Below are 16,310 nucleotides of genomic sequence, written 5' to 3' on the forward strand. Positions count from 1 at the left end.
CGACCGATTCAACCGACAGCATGGGGGCGTGGTGCGGCGCAACGTCACGGAGGGTCCCTCCCACGAGGTCGATCGGCTCGACCAGGCGTCGCCGACCACGCAGGCGGCTTCGGTGACGAAGGCCGGCGAGCCGGCCGGGCGGCCGACGGCCGAGTCGGATCCGGCGGCGGTCAAGGCCCGCCGGATGCGCACCTTCAAGGACGCGGCACGCGAGCTGGTCCTGGTCGCGCTGCTGTTCGGGGTGTACAAGCTCGGGCGTGGTCTGGCCTCGGGCGAGACCTCCACCGCGTTCTCCAACGCCAAGCAACTGCTGACCATGCAGAAGGACCTGCGGCTGCCGGACGAGGCGGCGATCCAGGACTGGTTCATGCAGTCGCACGCGGCCGTGACCTTCTGCAACAAGTACTACGCCTATGTGCACTTCCCGGCCACCGTCGGGTTCCTGCTGTGGTTGTGGATCCGCCATCGCGACCACTACAAGTGGGTCCGCAACATCCTGGCGATGATGACCGGCGCCGCGTTGATCATCCACATCCTGGTTCCGCTGGCACCGCCGCGGAAGATGCCGGGCTTCACCGACACGGGCATGGACGCGGGCGACTCGCCGTACTCCGGTGCGGGCGCCAAGATCGCGAACCAGTTCGCCGCGATGCCGTCGTTGCACGTGGGCTGGGCGGTGGTGGTCGCACTCGGGATCGCCTCGGTGTGGCACGCGGCCGGCACGGGTCGGCGGGTGGCGAGCTGGGCGGTCTGGCTGCATCCGGCGATAACCCTGATGGTGGTCGTGGTGACCGCGAACCACTACTGGATGGACGCCGTGGTGGCGGTGCTGCTGATGATCTTCGCGCTGGCGGTGCTGCCCGGACCCGACCGGAATCTGCAGCGGGGGTTGATCCGGCCGATCCCGGCGCCGCGGATAGCACGCTAGGCGGCTGCCACGAACGGGCGGATGGCCGGGCAGGGTCTGCCGGATCGGGGTCGACGGAGCGAAGTGGCGGCCCGGGTCGATCCGTCCTGTGGTGGGTGATCGAACCTCGGTGTGCGTCCGAACGATCAGGGTCGAATTTCGGGCGCTCCGGCCGGGCATGATGCACGAATGCCCGTCTCCTTCCCCTCCGGGGGCATTCGCGCCAAGACCCCGGCCGGCCGGTGGGTGCTGCTGGCCACCGTGCTCGGCTCCGGTATGGCCATGCTCGACTCGACCGTCGTCAACGTGGCGCTGCCCAGCATCGGGCGCTCCTTCGACACGTCGCTCGCGGCATTGCAGTGGACCGTCAACGCGTACACCCTCACGCTGGCCGGACTGATCCTGCTCGGTGGCGCGCTCGGGGACCGGTACGGGCGGCGCCGGGTGTTCGTGATCGGCGTGGCCTGGTTCGCGGTGGCCTCGCTGCTGTGCGGGATCGCCCCCAACGTGCAGACGCTGATCGCCGCCCGGGCGCTCCAGGGCATCGGCGGCGCGCTGCTCACCCCCGGCTCGCTGGCGATCATCCAGGCCACGTTCCACGCCGACGACCGAGCCCGCGCGGTGGGCACGTGGTCCGGCCTGGGCGGCGTGGCGAGTGCGATCGGCCCGTTCCTGGGCGGCTGGCTCGTGGACGCGGTCAGCTGGCGCTGGGTCTTCCTGATCAACCTGCCGCTCGCGGCGGTGACCATCGTGGTCGCGCTGCGCACCGTTCCGGAGACGTTCGACCCGCAGCCCCGGGGCCGCTTCGACGTGAGCGGCGCGGCGCTGGCCGCGCTGGCGCTCGCGGGCGTGACCTGGGGCCTGGTGGAGGCGCAGACCAGCCCCGTGCCGGCCGTGATCGCGGGCGCGGCCGGGGTGGCGGCGGGCGTGGCGTTCGTATTCGTGGAGAAGCGCTCGCGCGAACCGATGTTGCCGCTGGACATCTTCCGGGTCCGGCTGTTCACCTCGGTCAACATCGTGACGCTGTTCGTCTACGGCGCACTGGGTGCGTTCATGCTGCTGCTGGTGCTCGAACTGCAGACGGTGGCGGGCTACTCGGCGCAGCAGGCCGGCCTGGCACTGCTTCCGATCACCATGGTCATGCTGCTGCTCTCGGCCAGGTCGGGCGACCTGGCCCGGCGGATCGGCCCGCGCCTGCAACTGACCGCGGGCCCCCTGGTGTGCGCGGGCGGGCTGCTGACGCTGCTGGGGATCGGCTCCGACGCCTCCTTTTCCTCCTATGCGACCGACGTGCTGCCCGGTGTACTGATCTTCGGGCTGGGCCTGGCCGTCCTGGTCGCTCCGCTGACGGCGACCGTGCTGGCCTCGGTGGACGTCGGCCGGGCCGGCATCGCCAGCGGCGTGAACAACGCGGCGGCCCGCGCGGCGGGCCTGCTCACCGTCGCCGGACTCCCGGCACTGGTCGGCCTGTCGGGCGACGGCTATCGGGACCCGGGCGTGGTCGACACGGGCTTCGACCGCGCGCTGTGGATCTGCGCGGGGCTGCTGGTCACGGGCTCCGCGGTGGCCTGGTTCAGCATCTCGGCCAAGGCCCTCACACCCGCCGAGACGGGGGTCGAGTGCGCCAAGCCGTGCGTACGGATGGGCTGCGATGTGGCGGGGCCGCCGCTGGATCCGGGGGACCGGGCGGCGGGGATGGGAGCGGGGAGGTAGGGGTGCGGGGACGGGCCGGGGCGGGGTGGCACGTAGCGTGGCTCGGGACGTGGGTCGGTGAGCGAGAGGGCGGCGGGATGGATACCGGGGTCGACGGTCTTGTGGTCGAGGTCGAGGGTGGGGTCGCGACGCTGCGCATCGATCGGCCGCAGGCTCGTGGGGCGCTGACCGCCGCGATGTGGGGGGCCTTGCCGGGGATCCTGGCGGCGCTGGAAGCCGATCGCGCCGTGAGCGTGTTGGTGCTGACCGGTAGTGCCGGCGTGTTCTCGGCGGGCGCGGACATCCGCGAGTTGCGGGGGCACTACGCGACGGCCGAGGCGGCGGACGCCTATCACGCGCTGAACTCGGCCGCGGAGCAGGCGTTGGCGACGTTCGGCAAGCCGACGATCGCGTACGTGCAGGGGCCGTGCGTGGGCGGCGGGTGTCAGCTGGCGGCGGCGTGCGATCTGCGCTTCGCGGACACGACGGCGCGGTTCGGAGTGACGCCGGCCAAGCTCGGGATCGTCTACGACGCGGGATCCACCGCACGGCTGGCCGCGCTGGTGGGTGTGTCGACGGCCAAGTACCTGCTGTTCTCGGCCGAACTGATCGACGCGGCACACGCGTTGCGGGTGGGTCTGGTGGACGACGTGTTCGATCCGACCGAGGCCGACGAGCGGGTCTACGCCTTCGCCGACACGATCGCGTCCCGCTCGCAGTTGACCATCCGGGCCGCGAAGGACCTGCTGATCACGGATCCCTCGATCACCCCCGAACCCGCCCGCCTCGCAACGTGGCGTGCCGAATGGGAGACCGAATCCCGCACCTCGGCCGACGTCCGAGAGGGCCTGGCCGCCTTCACGGAACGCCGCGCCCCCCGCTTCGCTTGGCACCGGTGAGATGTTCGTGGCCGCATGGCCCTGATGGGTTCGGTCGGTTCGGGTTGGCGGCTGCGGTTGCGATGTGGGTGGCTTGGGTTGTGTGCCCACCCGCTCCACCCGTGGCGTTTGGTGCGGAGGTTGGGGTTTCAGGGGCTTCGAGGGGGCCTGGTCGGGCCCGGCGGCCACCGAGGTGGTGAGATCTCGTGATCGACGCGCGGAGAGCGGCGGAGCCGCAAAATTGCCGAGTCGCGAATTGCTCCAAGTCGCCCGAAGGGTTGCGTACTTAGCATGCCGGTGGCTATCCCCACAAGGGAGAACACCGTGTGGTAACCGGTCGGTCACGCGTTTAGCCTGACCGGGTTGCCGAGCGGAACGAGGGGGCGCCCGTTCCATGTCACGCACCACAGCACCGATGTCCACAAGTGCGGCACGGTCGGCCGCAAGTACGGCGGGATCGGCCGGAGCCATCGCGTCATCGGCTCGGTCCGTCGGCGGAGTGGGGGTGCGTCGGCGGGTCAGGGCTCGGCCGCGGTTGCCCTCGTCCACGCCGGGGCGGTTGGTGGCGTTGGCGTTGCTGGTGGTCCTGACCCTGGTTCCCGTGTTCACCCTGTCGGTGTTGATCGCCGACCGGTCCGAGGCGACTGCGGCCGAGTTGAAGGACCGGCGGATCCCGGGTGTGCTCGCGCTCGATCAGGCCGCCGCCGCGTTGACCGAGGCCGATCGGGCGACCGCCACGAGCCTGGTGTCCGGCGCGTTCTCGTTGACCGGACCGGGTCAGGACTATCAGGACGCGGTCAAGCGGGCGAACCAGTTCCTCACCCTGGCCGCCGATCTGCACCGCGGCGACTCCGCCGCCCGGGCCCGGCTCACCGGCGTCAACGCGCTCATGGTCGAGTACACGATCATGGTCGGCCTGGCCCAGACCGGTGGCGACGGTCCGCTGTCCCTGGCCAACGTGTTCTACGCCTCCGATCTGCGGCGCTCGATCGTGACCAACCTGTACGAGCAGCGCCGGGAGGATCTGGCGGACATTCGTGCGGCCCGCTCCACGTGGTGGGTGGGCACGTACGTGGCGGTCCCGTTCGGCGCGACCGCGTTCGTGGCGCTGTTGCTCGTGCTGTTCGCGCACGCCTATCTGCGTCGTCGCTTCCGCCGTCGGACCAGCCCGCCGCTGTTGCTCGCCACCGCCGCGTTGGCCGCGCTGATCGCCTGGACCGTGCTGCACGCGCAGAGCACGCACGACCGGCTGGCCGAGGGCGCCGGGCGGCGGGTCGTCGAGCAGTCCGCGCTGTGGCAGGCCCGGACCGCCGTGCACGAGGTGGTCGGCACCGCGGCCCTGGACATCGCCTCCGGAGGCGTCCGGCGCGCGACCGACGTCAAGGCCGGCCTCACGCTTCGGGATCTGGTCGACCCGCTTCCGTCGGCGGCGGAGATCGACGTCATGCGGGGCGGAGCGGATCCCAGGTTCGGCGGCCTGATCGCCACCGCCCTGGCCGAGGACCGCTCGTGGGCCCTGCGCGAGGCGGGTGCTCGGGCGCTGACCGCGGTGACCGCGCTGCGTACCGCCGCGGAGCGGGTCAGGGCCCAGGCTCCGCCGGGTGGCACCCGGGACGGCGGGCCCGGGACCGAGCTGCTGACCGGTCGGGATTCCGATCGCATGTCCGGCGCGGCCGACGACGCGCAGACGGCGTTGACCGACGCGCTGATCGTGGTTCGCCGGGCGGGCGACGCGGCGCTGGCGGAGGCCGCCGACGACGGCGGGCTCACCCTCGGCGGCCCGGTGACGTGCGTGGCCGTGCTCGTACTGACCCTCGCGGGTCTGCTGATCCGCCGCTTCGAATACGGGAGGCTTCGGTGACCGAATCCGGCAGGCCGACACGGGAGTCCGGGGTGGTCGGGCCCGGCAGGCCGACACGGGAGTCCGCCGCGACCGGGTCCGGCAGGCCGGCGCGCAGGTCACCCCTGACCGGGCGCGGCAGGTTGAGGTCGGTGTTCGGCGCTCTGCTCCTGGTCGGCGCGGGGTGTCTTCCGGTGGCGTGTTCGACCGGTGGGTCGGACCGGGTGGTGGATGTGCTGGGCACCTGGGAGGGCAACGAACAGGAGGTGTTCGAGGACGTGGTGGCGCCGTTCGAGGAGGACACCGGGATCGACGTGCGCTTCAAGGGCACTCGTGATGTCGCGGCGGTGTTGGCCGGTCTGGTGGACGAGGGCGATCCGCCGGAGATCGCGGTACTCAGTTCGCCCGGCGACCTGTTGCACTACGCCAAGACGAACAAGCTCGCGCCGCTGGACGGGCTTCACCCGGGATACGCGCCGGAGTGGTTGGCGCCGGGCCGGGTGAACGGGCGGCAGTTGGCGGTCGTGCTGAAGGCGGCGCTCAAGAGCACCATCTGGTTCAACCCGGCCAAACTTGCCCGGGTAGGCGATCCGAAGCCGACCACGTGGACGCAACTCCAGTCCACCACCGCCAAGTTGCGGGCCGCCGGGATCACCCCGTGGTGCATGGGACTGGCCTCCAGCACCACGTCCGGCTGGCCGGGCACCGACTGGATCGAGGATCTCGTGCTGGCCCGCTCGGGTTCGGACATCTACGACGCCTGGGCGGGTGGCCGACTGTCCTGGCAGTCCAAGGAGATCCGGGCCGCGTGGCAGGCCTGGGGCGAGTTGTCGACCAGCCCGGACACCGTCCCGGGCGGGTCGATCGGCACCCTGCTGACCGGGTTCGACAAGTCGGCCGAGCTGCTGGACCCGCGCGGCGGCTGTGTGTTCGACCACCAGGGCTCGTTCGTGTCCGGCAACTACGCGGACCGAACCCCGCCCGGTACCCGGCGCGACTACGACACGTTCGCCTTCCCCGGTTTCGGCACCCCGTCCCCACGCGAGGTGGCGGGTGACGTCGCGGCGATGTTCCATGCCACCCCGGCCGCCCGGGACCTGCTCGACTACCTGATCAGTACGCAGGCGCAGGAACGGTGGGTCCGGTCGGGCACCGCGCTGTCCCCGGATCGCAACGTGTCGCCGAAGGCCTATCGGGACGAGGTGACCCAGGCCCTGGGCGCCGAGTTGGCCGGTGCGCCCGCGATCCGCTTCGATGCGTCCGACCTGATGCCGACCACGATGCGCAGCGCGTTCCAACGCGCGGTGTCCGCCTACGTGTCCGCCCCCGCGGACCTGGATCGCATCCTGGACGACCTGGATCGGGTACGAGCCATGGCGTACTGATCCGGCCCGGGTCGGGAGCGGGGTCGGCCGCCGGGCGAGCGCATCGGAAGCGGTCGGCAGTCGTGCCGGCGAGGTCGTCGGGCCGATCGATCGAGGGCGGCGGACACACGCCCCGGCGGCCCGGGAAGGGACGACGCGGGCCCGCCCCGGCCGGGCCCGCCTCGTCTCGAAGTGTTCGCCACGCTCCCTGGCGAACACCTGCAATCTTGGCCCCTCAACCGGCTACTCATGCGTATCCGGAGTGAAGTTCTTGAGAATTTTACCTTTCTCCGCACAACCATCGAGGTATTTGCCCCGATATTCGGGGTTCGTTCCAGGCGGAAGCTCACTCCTCCAGCGTGTCCCGGGCAATGTCTGCCAAACCGGATACCAGGGCCACGATCCGTGCTCGACGCGCACCCGACGCATTCGTCCCGCGACGCAGTGCACCCGCACAGACGATCGCCAGCTTGATCACCGCGAACGCTTCCCAGAACGGGATGTGACGGACGCTCAGCTCGGCGGCCCGACCGGCGGCGGGATCGAGGGCCCACCCGGTGGCCGATTCGGCGGTTGCGGCGCGGTATTCGGCGACCAGTTCGGGTGCCGTGGGCAACCCCGGGTTGGCGTCCGGCAGATGCCCGCCCCGCTCGGCGAACAACAACCGGCCCGCCGGTCCCCAGTACGCCAGCAACTGGCCGAGATCCGCCTCCGGCGGCCCGAGCGTGGCCATCTCCCAGTCGAGCACCGCCAGCACCCGGTCGGGACGGGCCCGTTCGTACATCACGTTCGCCAGGTTGTAGTCGCCGTGCACGATCCGCTGCGGTCCCGCCGTCGGCGTCCGGGCGGACAGGGCGGCCAGCACCTCGTCGACCGCGGGCACCGGATCCGCGCCGGACGCCGCCCATTGCCGCCGCCAGCGGCGCAACTGGCGTACCGGGTACGGCTCCGGCCGGGCGTACTCGGCCAGGCCCACCGCGCCCGGGTCCACCGCGTGCAGCACGGCCAGGGTCCGGGCCAGCGCGCGCCCGGCCGCCGCGGCGGTGGACGCGGGCAACTCCCGCACCGCATCGGCCCGGGCGTGCACGACCCCGTCCAGCCGAGCCATCAGATAGAACGGCGTACCGATCACCGCCGGGTCCGAACACAGCGCGACCATCGGTGCGACCGGCACCGCGCTGCCCGCCAACGCGGCCTGGAACCGGTATTCGCGGTCCATGTCGTGCGCGGTGGGCAGCCCGCCGCGCGCCGGTGGCGTGCGCAGCACCAGGTCGGCGCCGCCGCCCCGGACCCGGTACGTGGGATTGGACGATCCGCCCGCCAGCGGCTCGATCCGCGGCTCGGCCCCGGGCGCCAGCACGCCGTGCGCCACCGACCACGCGGTGAATGCGCGCAGTTGCGCCGCGTCCAGGGTTGTCGAGCCGGGTGTCGCCCCGCCCGATGACGTCCGACCCGGCGCCGTCGGCCCCGCCGTCACGGCAGGTCCAGCCAGGTCGCGTAGCGCTGCTCCGCGATCGCGCGCCGGGTCGGGATGTGTTCGCTCGGCCATCCCTCGACCGCGGTGTGGCCGCGCAGCGCGAGCTTGGCGACCTGCGCGACGTGCACCTCGTCCGCTCCGTCGGACAACCGGAAGTTGCGCGCGAGCCGGTACATCTCCTCCAGCGGCAGGTCGGTCGAGTAACCCAGCGCACCGTGCACCTGGATCGCCCGGTCCACCACGTCGTGCAGCACCTGCGCACCCCAGTACTTGACCTCGGAGACCGCCTGCCGGGCCGCCTTGGGGCCCTCGTGGTCCCAGGTCCAGGCGGCCTTGAGGGTCATCAGGCGCAGCGCCTCGATCTCGATCGTGGACTTGGTCACCATCTGCTGGACGAGTTGGTGCTCGGCCAGCAACCGACCGTGCGAGCGCCGGGACAGGGCCCGTTCGCAAAGCATGTCGAAGGCCCGGCGGCACTGGCCGATCCAGCGCATCGTGTGGTGGATCCGGCCGCCGTTGAGCCGCTTCTGGGCGAGCGTGAACGCATCGCCGGGGGCGCCGATCAGGTGCGTCCCCGGCACTCGGCAGCCCTCGAAGCGGATCTCCGCGTGGCCGCCCAGGTTTGCCGTCGCGGCGCCGTCGTAGGGGTGGTGCATGGTGTGCACGTCCCGCACGATCCGCATCCCCGGGGTGTCCCGTTCGACCACGAACATCGAGGCCCGGCGGTGCGGTTCGGCCTCGGGATCGGTGACCGCGAAGACCAGGACGAAGTCCGCCCGACGTGCGTTGGAGGCGAACCACTTGTGCCCGTCGAGCACCCAGTCGTCGCCGTCCCGCACCGCCCGGGTCCGGATGCCGGTGGGGTCGGAGCCGGCCGTATGCGGCTCGGTCAGCGAGAACGAACTGGTCAGCCGGCCCGCCAGGAGCGGCCACAACCAGCGCTCCTTCTGGGCCTCGCTCGCGCCCACCGCGAGCAGTTCGCTGTTGCCCGAGTCCGGCGCCTGGTTGCCGAAGATCGCCGGTGCGGAGGGGGTCCGGCCGAGGATCTCGTGCATCAGGGCCAGTCGTAGTTGGCCGAAACCGCCGCCGCCCAGCGCCGGATCCAGATGCGCGGCCCACAGGCCGCGGTCCTTGACCGCCTGCTTGAGCGGCTCGGTGACGGCCCGCCAGTTGGCCGCGCTCATCCGGGTTCGGACCAGGTCGAGCGGTTCGATCTCGTCGACCACGAGCCGGCGGATCCAGTCGAGTTCGGCCGCGACGTCCGGGTCGGTGCTGAAGTCCCATGCCATGGCCGGACGTTAACCCGGTTAATTAACAAGGTCAATCATCTTCCCGGGCGGACGCACTGCGCGGCCCACCGGGCGACCGGGACCGCCGCCGCGCCGGGCCCACGGAACCCCGAGCCACCGGCCCGCCCCGGGCTGTCGGGCCGACGCGAACAGGACCGACACGAAGGGGCCGATCCGACTCGGGCCGTCCCGAGTCGGCCCGCCCGGCCGTCACTCCGCGTCGAGCGGCCCGCGCAGATCCGCGACCAGGCGCTGCATCCGGTCGGCCAGATCGGTGAGTTCCGCGGCCGTCCAGCCGGCCAACTGCCGGGCCAGCATCGCGTCGTTGGCCGCCACGAACAGCCGGTACGCCTCGCGCCCGTGCTCGGTGGCCTCCAGCAGCGCCACCCGGCCGTCGTCGGGGGCGGTGACCCGGATCGTGTAGCCGCCCTCCTCCAGGATCCGGATCTGCCTACTCAGCGCGGCCGGTTGGATGTCGGCGCGCTCGGCCAACTCGGTCGGTCGGATCGGGCCGAAGTCGATGATGCGATGCAGCACGCCGATCGCGACCAGGCTGAGCGGCACCCCGGAGCGCTCGACGTGCAGGGCGTCCAGCCGGCGACTGCTCATCAGTCTGCGGATCGAGCTGATCGCCTCGTTGATCCTGCGTCGGCTCTCCACGTCGGTCATGGGCGTCAGCGTACGGGGCTGCCTGTCGGGCGACCTCGTCGCCGGCTCACGACGGTTTCGACCCCGGTGCGCACATCGGCCGGCCGGAGGGGCGAGGCGGGCGGAGCCGCCGGGTCGGGGGTGCCGGTGCGCCGGCCACACGTTCGAGCCAATCGGCGCCGTACCCCTGTCCGGACGGCCCTTCGTCCTCAACACTGATCTTCGTGCATGCCGAGGTGGTCGTCGTCGACCCGCGAAACGATTCCGGAGAGCGCGCGTTCGCGCTCACCACGCCCGAGGCCGCCGTGGTGGTGGCCGCCGCGTCGACCGTGCCGGTGGGTGGGTGTGGGCACGGCATGGACTGGTTCCTGCGTCGACTGGGCGTGCACCTGCTGGCCCGGTTGACCGACCGGCCGGACCGGGGGATAGCCGACTGCCTGGCCGACACCATCGCCGAGACCGCCGCGCTGCACGGGGCCCGCTGCGACCTCGCGCACGACGCCACCCCGGCCGCGTCGGTGGTCGCGTGTCGGGTGCTGGTGCACGACCTGCAATACCTGGTGCTGGGCCCCGGGGTGGTGAAACTGCACCATCCCGGGGGCCCGACCAGCCGGATGACCGGCCCGGACGGCCCGCTGGCGGCGGTCCGGGCCCGCCCGAGCATCGCCGCACACGCCACCACCGGCACCGCGCGCCTGCACACCCTCACCGGCGCATCACTGACGGCCGACGCCACCGGCCACCCGGGCGCCCGGATCACCCTGACCTTCCGGCCCGGCCCGCTCCCACCCGCCCCGTCCTCCGGCCGCCGATTCGGCCGCGGCACCCACGAGCCCTGAGGCCGGGGCCGCCCCGAGTGCCTGGGGACCCGGGGCTCCGGGCTCCGGGCCCCGGCCGCCGGAGCGCCGGCACCCCGGGGACCCGGGCCCTCGGGCCCGGCCGCCGGACGGCCCGCGGCCCTGGCACCTCCGACCCACCGCACGGCGACGGCGCATCACCCCGGACCCGCCCGACCAAGGCGGCTAACCCGCCGCAGGCAGCTTGTACTCGTGCGTCGTCGGCACCTCGAAGGCGTCCTTGGCCACCACCAGGTTGCCGGGTGCGGTCTTGCTCGGCTTGAGGATGTACGACTTGTAGGACGCCGGCTTGGTCGGGTCGGAGAAGTCCTGCGGCGCGCCGAGTCCGGTGTCCATCTGCTTCTGCTTCCGGTGCGCGGCGATGATCCCGGCGTGCGACAGGTCCTTGTCGACGCACGCCGCCTTGAGGTCCTCACCGAAGATCTTCATCGAGTTGTATCCGGAGATCACCCCTTGATCGAGCGTCCCATCCGGGTACTTGGCCTTGTAGTCCGCGGCCAGCTTCTTCACCGCCGGCATGTCGGCGCCGATCGCGGGCGCCGCACTGACCACGTACAGGAGTTGTTCCAGCGCACCCGCCGCGGTACTGGCCATCACCTGGGGGTGGAAGCCCGGCGCGCTGGTGAGCACCGGCACCCGAAGGCCCGCCACCGCACCGAAGCCGACCAGGGTCGCGGTCTGGGTCGGCCCGGCGCTGATCAGGATCGCCTTGACGCCGGCACCGCGCATCGCGGCGATCTGCGCGGTCAGATCGGTGTCGGTCGCCTTGATCTTCTGCTCGACGATCTGCACGCCGAGCTTCCCGGCCGCGAACTTCGCACCCGCCAGGGCGTTCTCGCCGTACTCGCCCTCGAAGTAGACGTGTCCGACCTTGTCCCCGGACTTGAGCTGGGCGGCCTGGCCCAGGAAGTCCATCGCGTTGATCATGTCGATGTCGTACGTGGTCCCGACGATCTGGATCTCGCGCCGATTGAGCAGCGTCGCGGCCCACGCCTGCGGGAAGGTCAGGATCTGATCCTGTTTCAGGCTGTCCTGCAACGCGGTGACCACGGCCGAGCCGATCACCTGCGGGAAGCCCGCGACGCCGCCCTTGATCTCGGTGTAGGCGGCCACCGCCTTCTGTACGTCGTAGCCGTGATCGCGCACCGTGATGGCGAGCTTGCGCCCGCAGATTCCGCCCTGCGCGTTGATCTCGTCCACGTACAGCTGCTGTGCGTTGACGATGCTCTTGCCCAGCGGCGCGTACGGACCGGACAGGTCGGTCAGCGCGCCGAGCGTGATGGTGGTGTCGGTGATCCCGGGTCCGGTCTTGACCCCACCGGACTGCTTGTCCTTCTTGTCGTCGTCACCCTTGGTACTGCACGCCGTCGCGGCCAGCACGAGCGCCGCGAGCGCCGCCCCCACACGCACGCCATTCCGGAGCCTCACTGTGTTACCCCTTCGAGCCGGTACGGATGGAGCCCTTGGTACGTCCGAGTCGTTCGGTGCGGCCCCCGGTGGGAGCGCCGCCGGGCCGACCGCGCAGCAGGCCCACCAGCCCGCCGGGCGCGAACAGCAGGACGAGCACGATCGCCGCGCCGTACAGATAGCGCGCCGCCTCGCCGGGTCCCACCCCGGAATCCGGGCTGCCCGGCGCCACCACCAGCGGCAGCGTGTCGGCGTACTTGCTCAGCACCTGCGGCAACATGGTCACGAACACCGCGCCCACCACGGCGCCGGTGACCGAGCCGAGACCGCCGATCACGATCATCGCGAGGTAGTCGATGGACAGCGCGAGCCCGAAGTAGTCCGGCACCACGCGGTTGAAGATCATCGCGATCAGCGCGCCCGCCAGACCCGCGTACATCGACGACACCACGAACGCCGCCGAGCGGTAGCGGGCCACCGGAACTCCCATGACGGAGGCGGCGATCTCGCTGTCGCGCACCGCGCCGAGCGCCCGGCCGGGACGTCCGCGCAGCAGGTTGCGCGCGGTCAGCGCGGCGACCAGGACCAGCACCAGCGCGAAGTACCACAGCCGCTCCAGTTGCCCGAACGGGATGCCGAGCACTTCGAGGCCGTCCGGGTCGCCGTCGGTGAGCGTGAAGCCGCCGAACTCCATCGGGGTGACCGAGCGTCCGTTGAAGCCGCCGGTCACCGACTTCGCGTTCAGCATGACGTGGTGCCCGATGAACACCAGGGCCAGCGTGGCCACGCCGAGGTACATCCCACGCAGCCGGCCGGAGATCGGGCTGAACAGGCCGCCCACGATGCCGGTCAGCAGCACCGCGAGCACCAGCGCGAGCAGCGGCGGCAGGCCCGGCCCGCTCAACTGCTGCACGCCGACCTTGCCGGAGTCGCCCGCGAACCACACGTAGCCGTAGGCGCCGCACGCGAGGAAGAAGGCGTGTCCGAGCGAGAGTTGGCCGGTGGTACCGGACAGCAGGTTCAGCCCGATCGCGCCGATCGCGGCGGCCATCGCGAACAGGCCGGTCTGCAACCAGAACGCGGTCACGTAGAACGGAAGCACCAACAGGACCGACACCACCGCCGTCACCGCCCCGGGCGCGGCCCACCTGCGCAGTCCCGGCAGCGCGGGCGAGGCGTGCCGCGCGGGAGGTGTCGGTGCGGGCCTGGGCACCGTCGAGGACACGCGGTCAGACACGAGCACGCTCCTTCGAGCCGAGCAGGCCGGTCGGCCGCCAGATGAGCACGAGCAACATCACGACGTAGGGGGCGACATCGCCGAGGTTGGCGCCGAGCCAGGTCATGTCGCTCTGGTAGCCCGCCATCAGCGCAGCGGTCAGCCCCACCACGAGGCTGCCGAGCAGCGCGCCGGCCGCCGAGTCCATCCCGCCCAGGATCGCCGCCGGGAACGCGGCGAGCGCGATCTGTCCGGTCGAGCGGTCCAGGCCGGCGGAGGGGAACGCGGCCAGGAACACCGCCGCGACGGCGGCCAGGGCACCCGCGACGCACCACGCGGTGAACTGGATCCGGCCCAGCCGGATGCCCATCAGCGCGGCGGCCTCCCGGTCCTCGGCCGCGGCGCGCATCGACAGGCCCCAGGCGGTGAACCGGAACGCCGCGAAGAACGCGCCGATCAGCAGCACCGCCACCACGATGCACGCGATCCGCGCGTCGGCGATGTGCACACCGCCCCAGTCCCGCACGCCGGCCTTCCACGGATCTCCCAGGCTCAGGACGTCGGACCCGATCCGGCGGGTGAGTTCGGTGGTGAGCAGGATGTCCACGCCGATGGTGAGGATGGTCAGGGTGTGTACCTCGGTGCGCCCGAGGCCGCGGATGAACAACACCTCGACCAGGCCCGCCACGGCGGCCGTCACCAGCACCGCGGCGAGCAGCGCGAGCGCGAAGCCGAGGTCGTCGTGCAGCTTGGCGACGGTGAATCCGCCGAGCAGCAGCAGGGACGCGTGCGCGAAGTTGATCACTCCGGACGCCTTGAAGATGACCACGAAGCCCAGTGCGATCAGGGCGTATACGGATCCGAGGGCAAGGCCGTTGAGGATGATCTCGGCGAGCTTGGTCATGTCGGGACCTCTCGGTCGGTGGCCGCCGGATCGGGCTGGTGGGGGTGGGAGCGGGTGGTGGTGCCGGTCTGGGTGTCGGTGGCGGGCGCTGTGGTCGGGCCGGCCGGGTCGGGCCGGCGGGCGGGGTCGTCCGGGTTCTCGGCGGAGTCCGCGTCCTCGCCGGTCCCCAGGTAGGCCCGGATCACCGCCGGGTCGCGCTGGATGTCGGCCGGCACACCGCTTGCGATCCGGCGGCCGAAGTCCAGCACCGTCACCTCGTCCGCGATCCGCATCACCAGGCCCATGTCGTGCTCGACCAGCACGATCGAGATGCCCAGCGAGTCGCGGATCGAGGCGATCGCATCCGAGGTCTCGGCCCGTTCCTCGGCGTTCATCCCGGCGACCGGCTCGTCGAGCAGCAGCACCTTGGGTTCCATGCACAACGCGCGGGCCATCTCGACCCGTTTGCGCATGCCGTACGGCAACAGCCCGACGGGAGCGTCGAAGACGTCGCCGAGATGCATGAACTCGGCGATCTCCCGGGCTCGTTCGCGATGCCGGCGCTGCTCGCGGACCACCCGGGGCAGGTGCAGCGCGGTGGCCGCGAACCCGGAGGTGGTCAGCACATGCCGACCCAGCAGCAGGTTGTCCGCGACCGTGCCCCGGGTGAGCACGATGTTCTGGAAGGTACGGGCCAGGCCGAGCGCGGCGATGCGATGCGGCGGCAGCCGGGTGAGTTCGTGCTCGCCCAGGTGCACCGTGCCGCGATCGGCCCGGTACACACCGGAAAGTACGTTGAAGCAGGTCGACTTGCCCGCGCCGTTCGGACCGATCACCGCGTGGATCGAGCCCGGAGCGACGGTGAAGCCGACCGCGTCCAGCGCGACCAGGCCGGCGAAGCGCACGGTGACCGCGCGTACGGTCAGTTCGGGTACGTCGAACTCCCGCACCTCGGCGGTCTCGGTCGGGCCGACGGTCATTCCCCCCACCTCCGGAGCGGCTTGCGCGGGGCCGGCGGGGCCGGCGTGCCGGCGGCGTCCGCGCCGGCCGCCTCCTCCTCGCCGAGGTACAACCGGCGTACCTCGTCGGTGCGCGCGAGGTCGGCCGAGGAACCGGCGAGTCGCACCTCGCCGACGTCGAGCACATAGGCCTTGTCGGCGAGGTCGAGCGCGACCGTCACGTTCTGCTCGACGAGCAGCACGGCCACGCCCTGTGCGGCGATCTCCCGGATCACGCCGGCGATCCGGCCCACCATCATCGGCGCCAGGCCCAACGACGGTTCGTCGAGCAGCAGCAGCCGCGGTGCGGCCATCAACGCCCTTCCGATCGCCAGCATTTGCTGTTCGCCGCCGGACAACAGCCCGGCCCGCTGGGTACGCCGTTCGGCCAGGACCGGGAAGAGTTCGAAGACCCGGTCGCGGTTGGCCCGGGCCTTCGCCGTGCCGTCCTTGCCCTGGCGCAGCCCACGCGTACTCAGCGCGCCGGCCTGGAGGTTCTCGTCCACCGAGAGATTGGCGAACACCCGCCGGCCCTCCGGGACCTGGACCACGCCGGCCCGGACGATCAGGGCCGGATCGCGACCCGCGAGTCGGGTGCCGCCGTAGTGGATCGTGCCGGCGGTGACCGCGCCCCGATGCAGGGACAGCGTGCCGGACACGGCCCGGAGCAACGTGCTCTTGCCGGCTCCGTTCGCCCCGAGGACCGCCACCACGCCGTTCGCCGGGACATCGAGCGAAATACCGTGCAGGGCCCGAACCGACCGCCCGTAGACGACTTCGAGCCCCGCCACGAGGAGCGCTCCCGATTCCACCGCACCCCTCCCCGCTGTTGGAGTGACCGCGATCACAGCACG

14 protein-coding genes are annotated in these 16,310 nt (G+C 71.7%); 6 read left to right on the top strand and 8 right to left on the bottom strand.

The window, feature by feature from the left end; genetic code table 11:
• Nucleotides 1-28 precede the first annotated feature (28 nt).
• The 5 genes from ACIBM5_RS12205 (at nucleotide 29) to ACIBM5_RS12225 (ending at nucleotide 6,702) form a co-directional block, all read left to right on the top strand.
• Entirely contained in the window at nucleotides 29-928 is a 900-nt protein-coding gene (locus tag ACIBM5_RS12205) for a phosphatase PAP2 family protein (RefSeq protein ID WP_396006787.1), read from the top strand.
• Between the two features lie 168 nt (nucleotides 929-1,096).
• The gene (locus tag ACIBM5_RS12210) at nucleotides 1,097-2,620 is read left to right on the top strand and encodes an MFS transporter (RefSeq protein WP_396006788.1); all 1,524 of its coding nucleotides are present in this window, start codon (nucleotides 1,097-1,099) and stop codon (nucleotides 2,618-2,620) included.
• Between the two features lie 77 nt (nucleotides 2,621-2,697).
• Complete coding sequence (locus tag ACIBM5_RS12215) at nucleotides 2,698-3,498, top strand: enoyl-CoA hydratase/isomerase family protein (protein ID WP_396006789.1); 801 nt, start codon at nucleotides 2,698-2,700, stop codon at nucleotides 3,496-3,498.
• Nucleotides 3,499-4,039: 541 nt separating this feature from the next.
• Nucleotides 4,040-5,338, top strand: coding sequence for a hypothetical protein (locus tag ACIBM5_RS12220; protein WP_396006790.1), 1,299 nt, complete (start codon nucleotides 4,040-4,042; stop codon nucleotides 5,336-5,338).
• A 131-nt stretch (nucleotides 5,339-5,469) separates the two neighbouring features.
• Nucleotides 5,470-6,702 carry an ABC transporter substrate-binding protein gene (locus ACIBM5_RS12225; protein WP_396006791.1) on the top strand — a complete coding sequence of 411 codons (1,233 nt, stop codon included), beginning with the start codon at nucleotides 5,470-5,472 and terminating at the stop codon, nucleotides 6,700-6,702.
• Nucleotides 6,703-7,027: 325 nt separating this feature from the next.
• On the opposite strand, the gene ACIBM5_RS12230 is transcribed toward ACIBM5_RS12225, so the two are convergent.
• The 3 genes from ACIBM5_RS12230 to ACIBM5_RS12240 all read right to left on the bottom strand — a co-directional run bounded on the left by ACIBM5_RS12230 (nucleotide 7,028) and on the right by ACIBM5_RS12240 (nucleotide 10,116).
• On the bottom strand, nucleotides 7,028-8,158 hold the full coding sequence (locus ACIBM5_RS12230) for a phosphotransferase family protein (RefSeq protein ID WP_396006792.1): 1,131 nt from the start codon (nucleotides 8,156-8,158) through the stop codon (nucleotides 7,028-7,030).
• Nucleotides 8,155-9,447 carry an acyl-CoA dehydrogenase family protein gene (locus tag ACIBM5_RS12235; RefSeq protein WP_396006793.1) on the bottom strand — a complete coding sequence of 431 codons (1,293 nt, stop codon included), beginning with the start codon at nucleotides 9,445-9,447 and terminating at the stop codon, nucleotides 8,155-8,157. The genes ACIBM5_RS12230 and ACIBM5_RS12235 overlap by 4 nt, the downstream gene beginning before the upstream one ends.
• 210 nt (nucleotides 9,448-9,657) lie before the next feature.
• Entirely contained in the window at nucleotides 9,658-10,116 is a 459-nt protein-coding gene (locus ACIBM5_RS12240; RefSeq protein WP_391581170.1) for a MarR family winged helix-turn-helix transcriptional regulator, read from the bottom strand.
• A 203-nt stretch (nucleotides 10,117-10,319) separates the two neighbouring features.
• Here ACIBM5_RS12240 and ACIBM5_RS12245 point away from each other — a divergent pair, with 203 nt between their 5' ends.
• Nucleotides 10,320-10,934, top strand: a complete 615-nt coding sequence (locus ACIBM5_RS12245) for a hypothetical protein (protein WP_396006794.1) — start codon at nucleotides 10,320-10,322, stop codon at nucleotides 10,932-10,934.
• 183 nt (nucleotides 10,935-11,117) lie between these two features.
• On the opposite strand, the gene ACIBM5_RS12250 is transcribed toward ACIBM5_RS12245, so the two are convergent.
• The 5 genes from ACIBM5_RS12250 to ACIBM5_RS12270 form a co-directional block, all read right to left on the bottom strand.
• Nucleotides 11,118-12,380, bottom strand: coding sequence for an ABC transporter substrate-binding protein (locus tag ACIBM5_RS12250; protein WP_396006795.1), 1,263 nt, complete (start codon nucleotides 12,378-12,380; stop codon nucleotides 11,118-11,120).
• 4 nt (nucleotides 12,381-12,384) lie between these two features.
• Nucleotides 12,385-13,524, bottom strand: coding sequence for a branched-chain amino acid ABC transporter permease (locus tag ACIBM5_RS12255; protein WP_396007092.1), 1,140 nt, complete (start codon nucleotides 13,522-13,524; stop codon nucleotides 12,385-12,387).
• A gap of 64 nt (nucleotides 13,525-13,588) precedes the next feature.
• Nucleotides 13,589-14,479 carry a branched-chain amino acid ABC transporter permease gene (locus ACIBM5_RS12260; RefSeq protein WP_391581174.1) on the bottom strand — a complete coding sequence of 297 codons (891 nt, stop codon included), beginning with the start codon at nucleotides 14,477-14,479 and terminating at the stop codon, nucleotides 13,589-13,591.
• Complete coding sequence (locus tag ACIBM5_RS12265; protein ID WP_396006796.1) at nucleotides 14,476-15,438, bottom strand: ABC transporter ATP-binding protein; 963 nt, start codon at nucleotides 15,436-15,438, stop codon at nucleotides 14,476-14,478. The genes ACIBM5_RS12260 and ACIBM5_RS12265 overlap by 4 nt, the downstream gene beginning before the upstream one ends.
• Entirely contained in the window at nucleotides 15,435-16,268 is an 834-nt protein-coding gene (locus tag ACIBM5_RS12270; protein WP_396006797.1) for an ABC transporter ATP-binding protein, read from the bottom strand. The genes ACIBM5_RS12265 and ACIBM5_RS12270 overlap by 4 nt, the downstream gene beginning before the upstream one ends.
• Nucleotides 16,269-16,310 lie beyond the last annotated feature (42 nt).

The sequence above is a fragment of the Embleya sp. NPDC050493 genome, from assembly GCF_044458105.1.
In the GTDB taxonomy this organism is placed as follows: domain Bacteria; phylum Actinomycetota; class Actinomycetes; order Streptomycetales; family Streptomycetaceae; genus Embleya.

Excerpts from the sequence above, each read along its gene's own strand:
- ACIBM5_RS12210 (WP_396006788.1), top strand. The coding sequence starts at position 1,097 with ATGCCCGTCTCCTTCCCCTCCGGGGGCATTCGCGCCAAGACCCCGGCC.
- ACIBM5_RS12215 (WP_396006789.1), top strand. The coding sequence starts at position 2,698 with ATGGATACCGGGGTCGACGGTCTTGTGGTCGAGGTCGAGGGTGGGGTC.
- ACIBM5_RS12235 (WP_396006793.1), bottom strand. The coding sequence starts at position 9,447 with ATGGCATGGGACTTCAGCACCGACCCGGACGTCGCGGCCGAACTCGAC.
- ACIBM5_RS12240 (WP_391581170.1), bottom strand. The coding sequence starts at position 10,116 with ATGACCGACGTGGAGAGCCGACGCAGGATCAACGAGGCGATCAGCTCG.
- ACIBM5_RS12260 (WP_391581174.1), bottom strand. The coding sequence starts at position 14,479 with ATGACCAAGCTCGCCGAGATCATCCTCAACGGCCTTGCCCTCGGATCC.
- ACIBM5_RS12265 (WP_396006796.1), bottom strand. The coding sequence starts at position 15,438 with ATGACCGTCGGCCCGACCGAGACCGCCGAGGTGCGGGAGTTCGACGTA.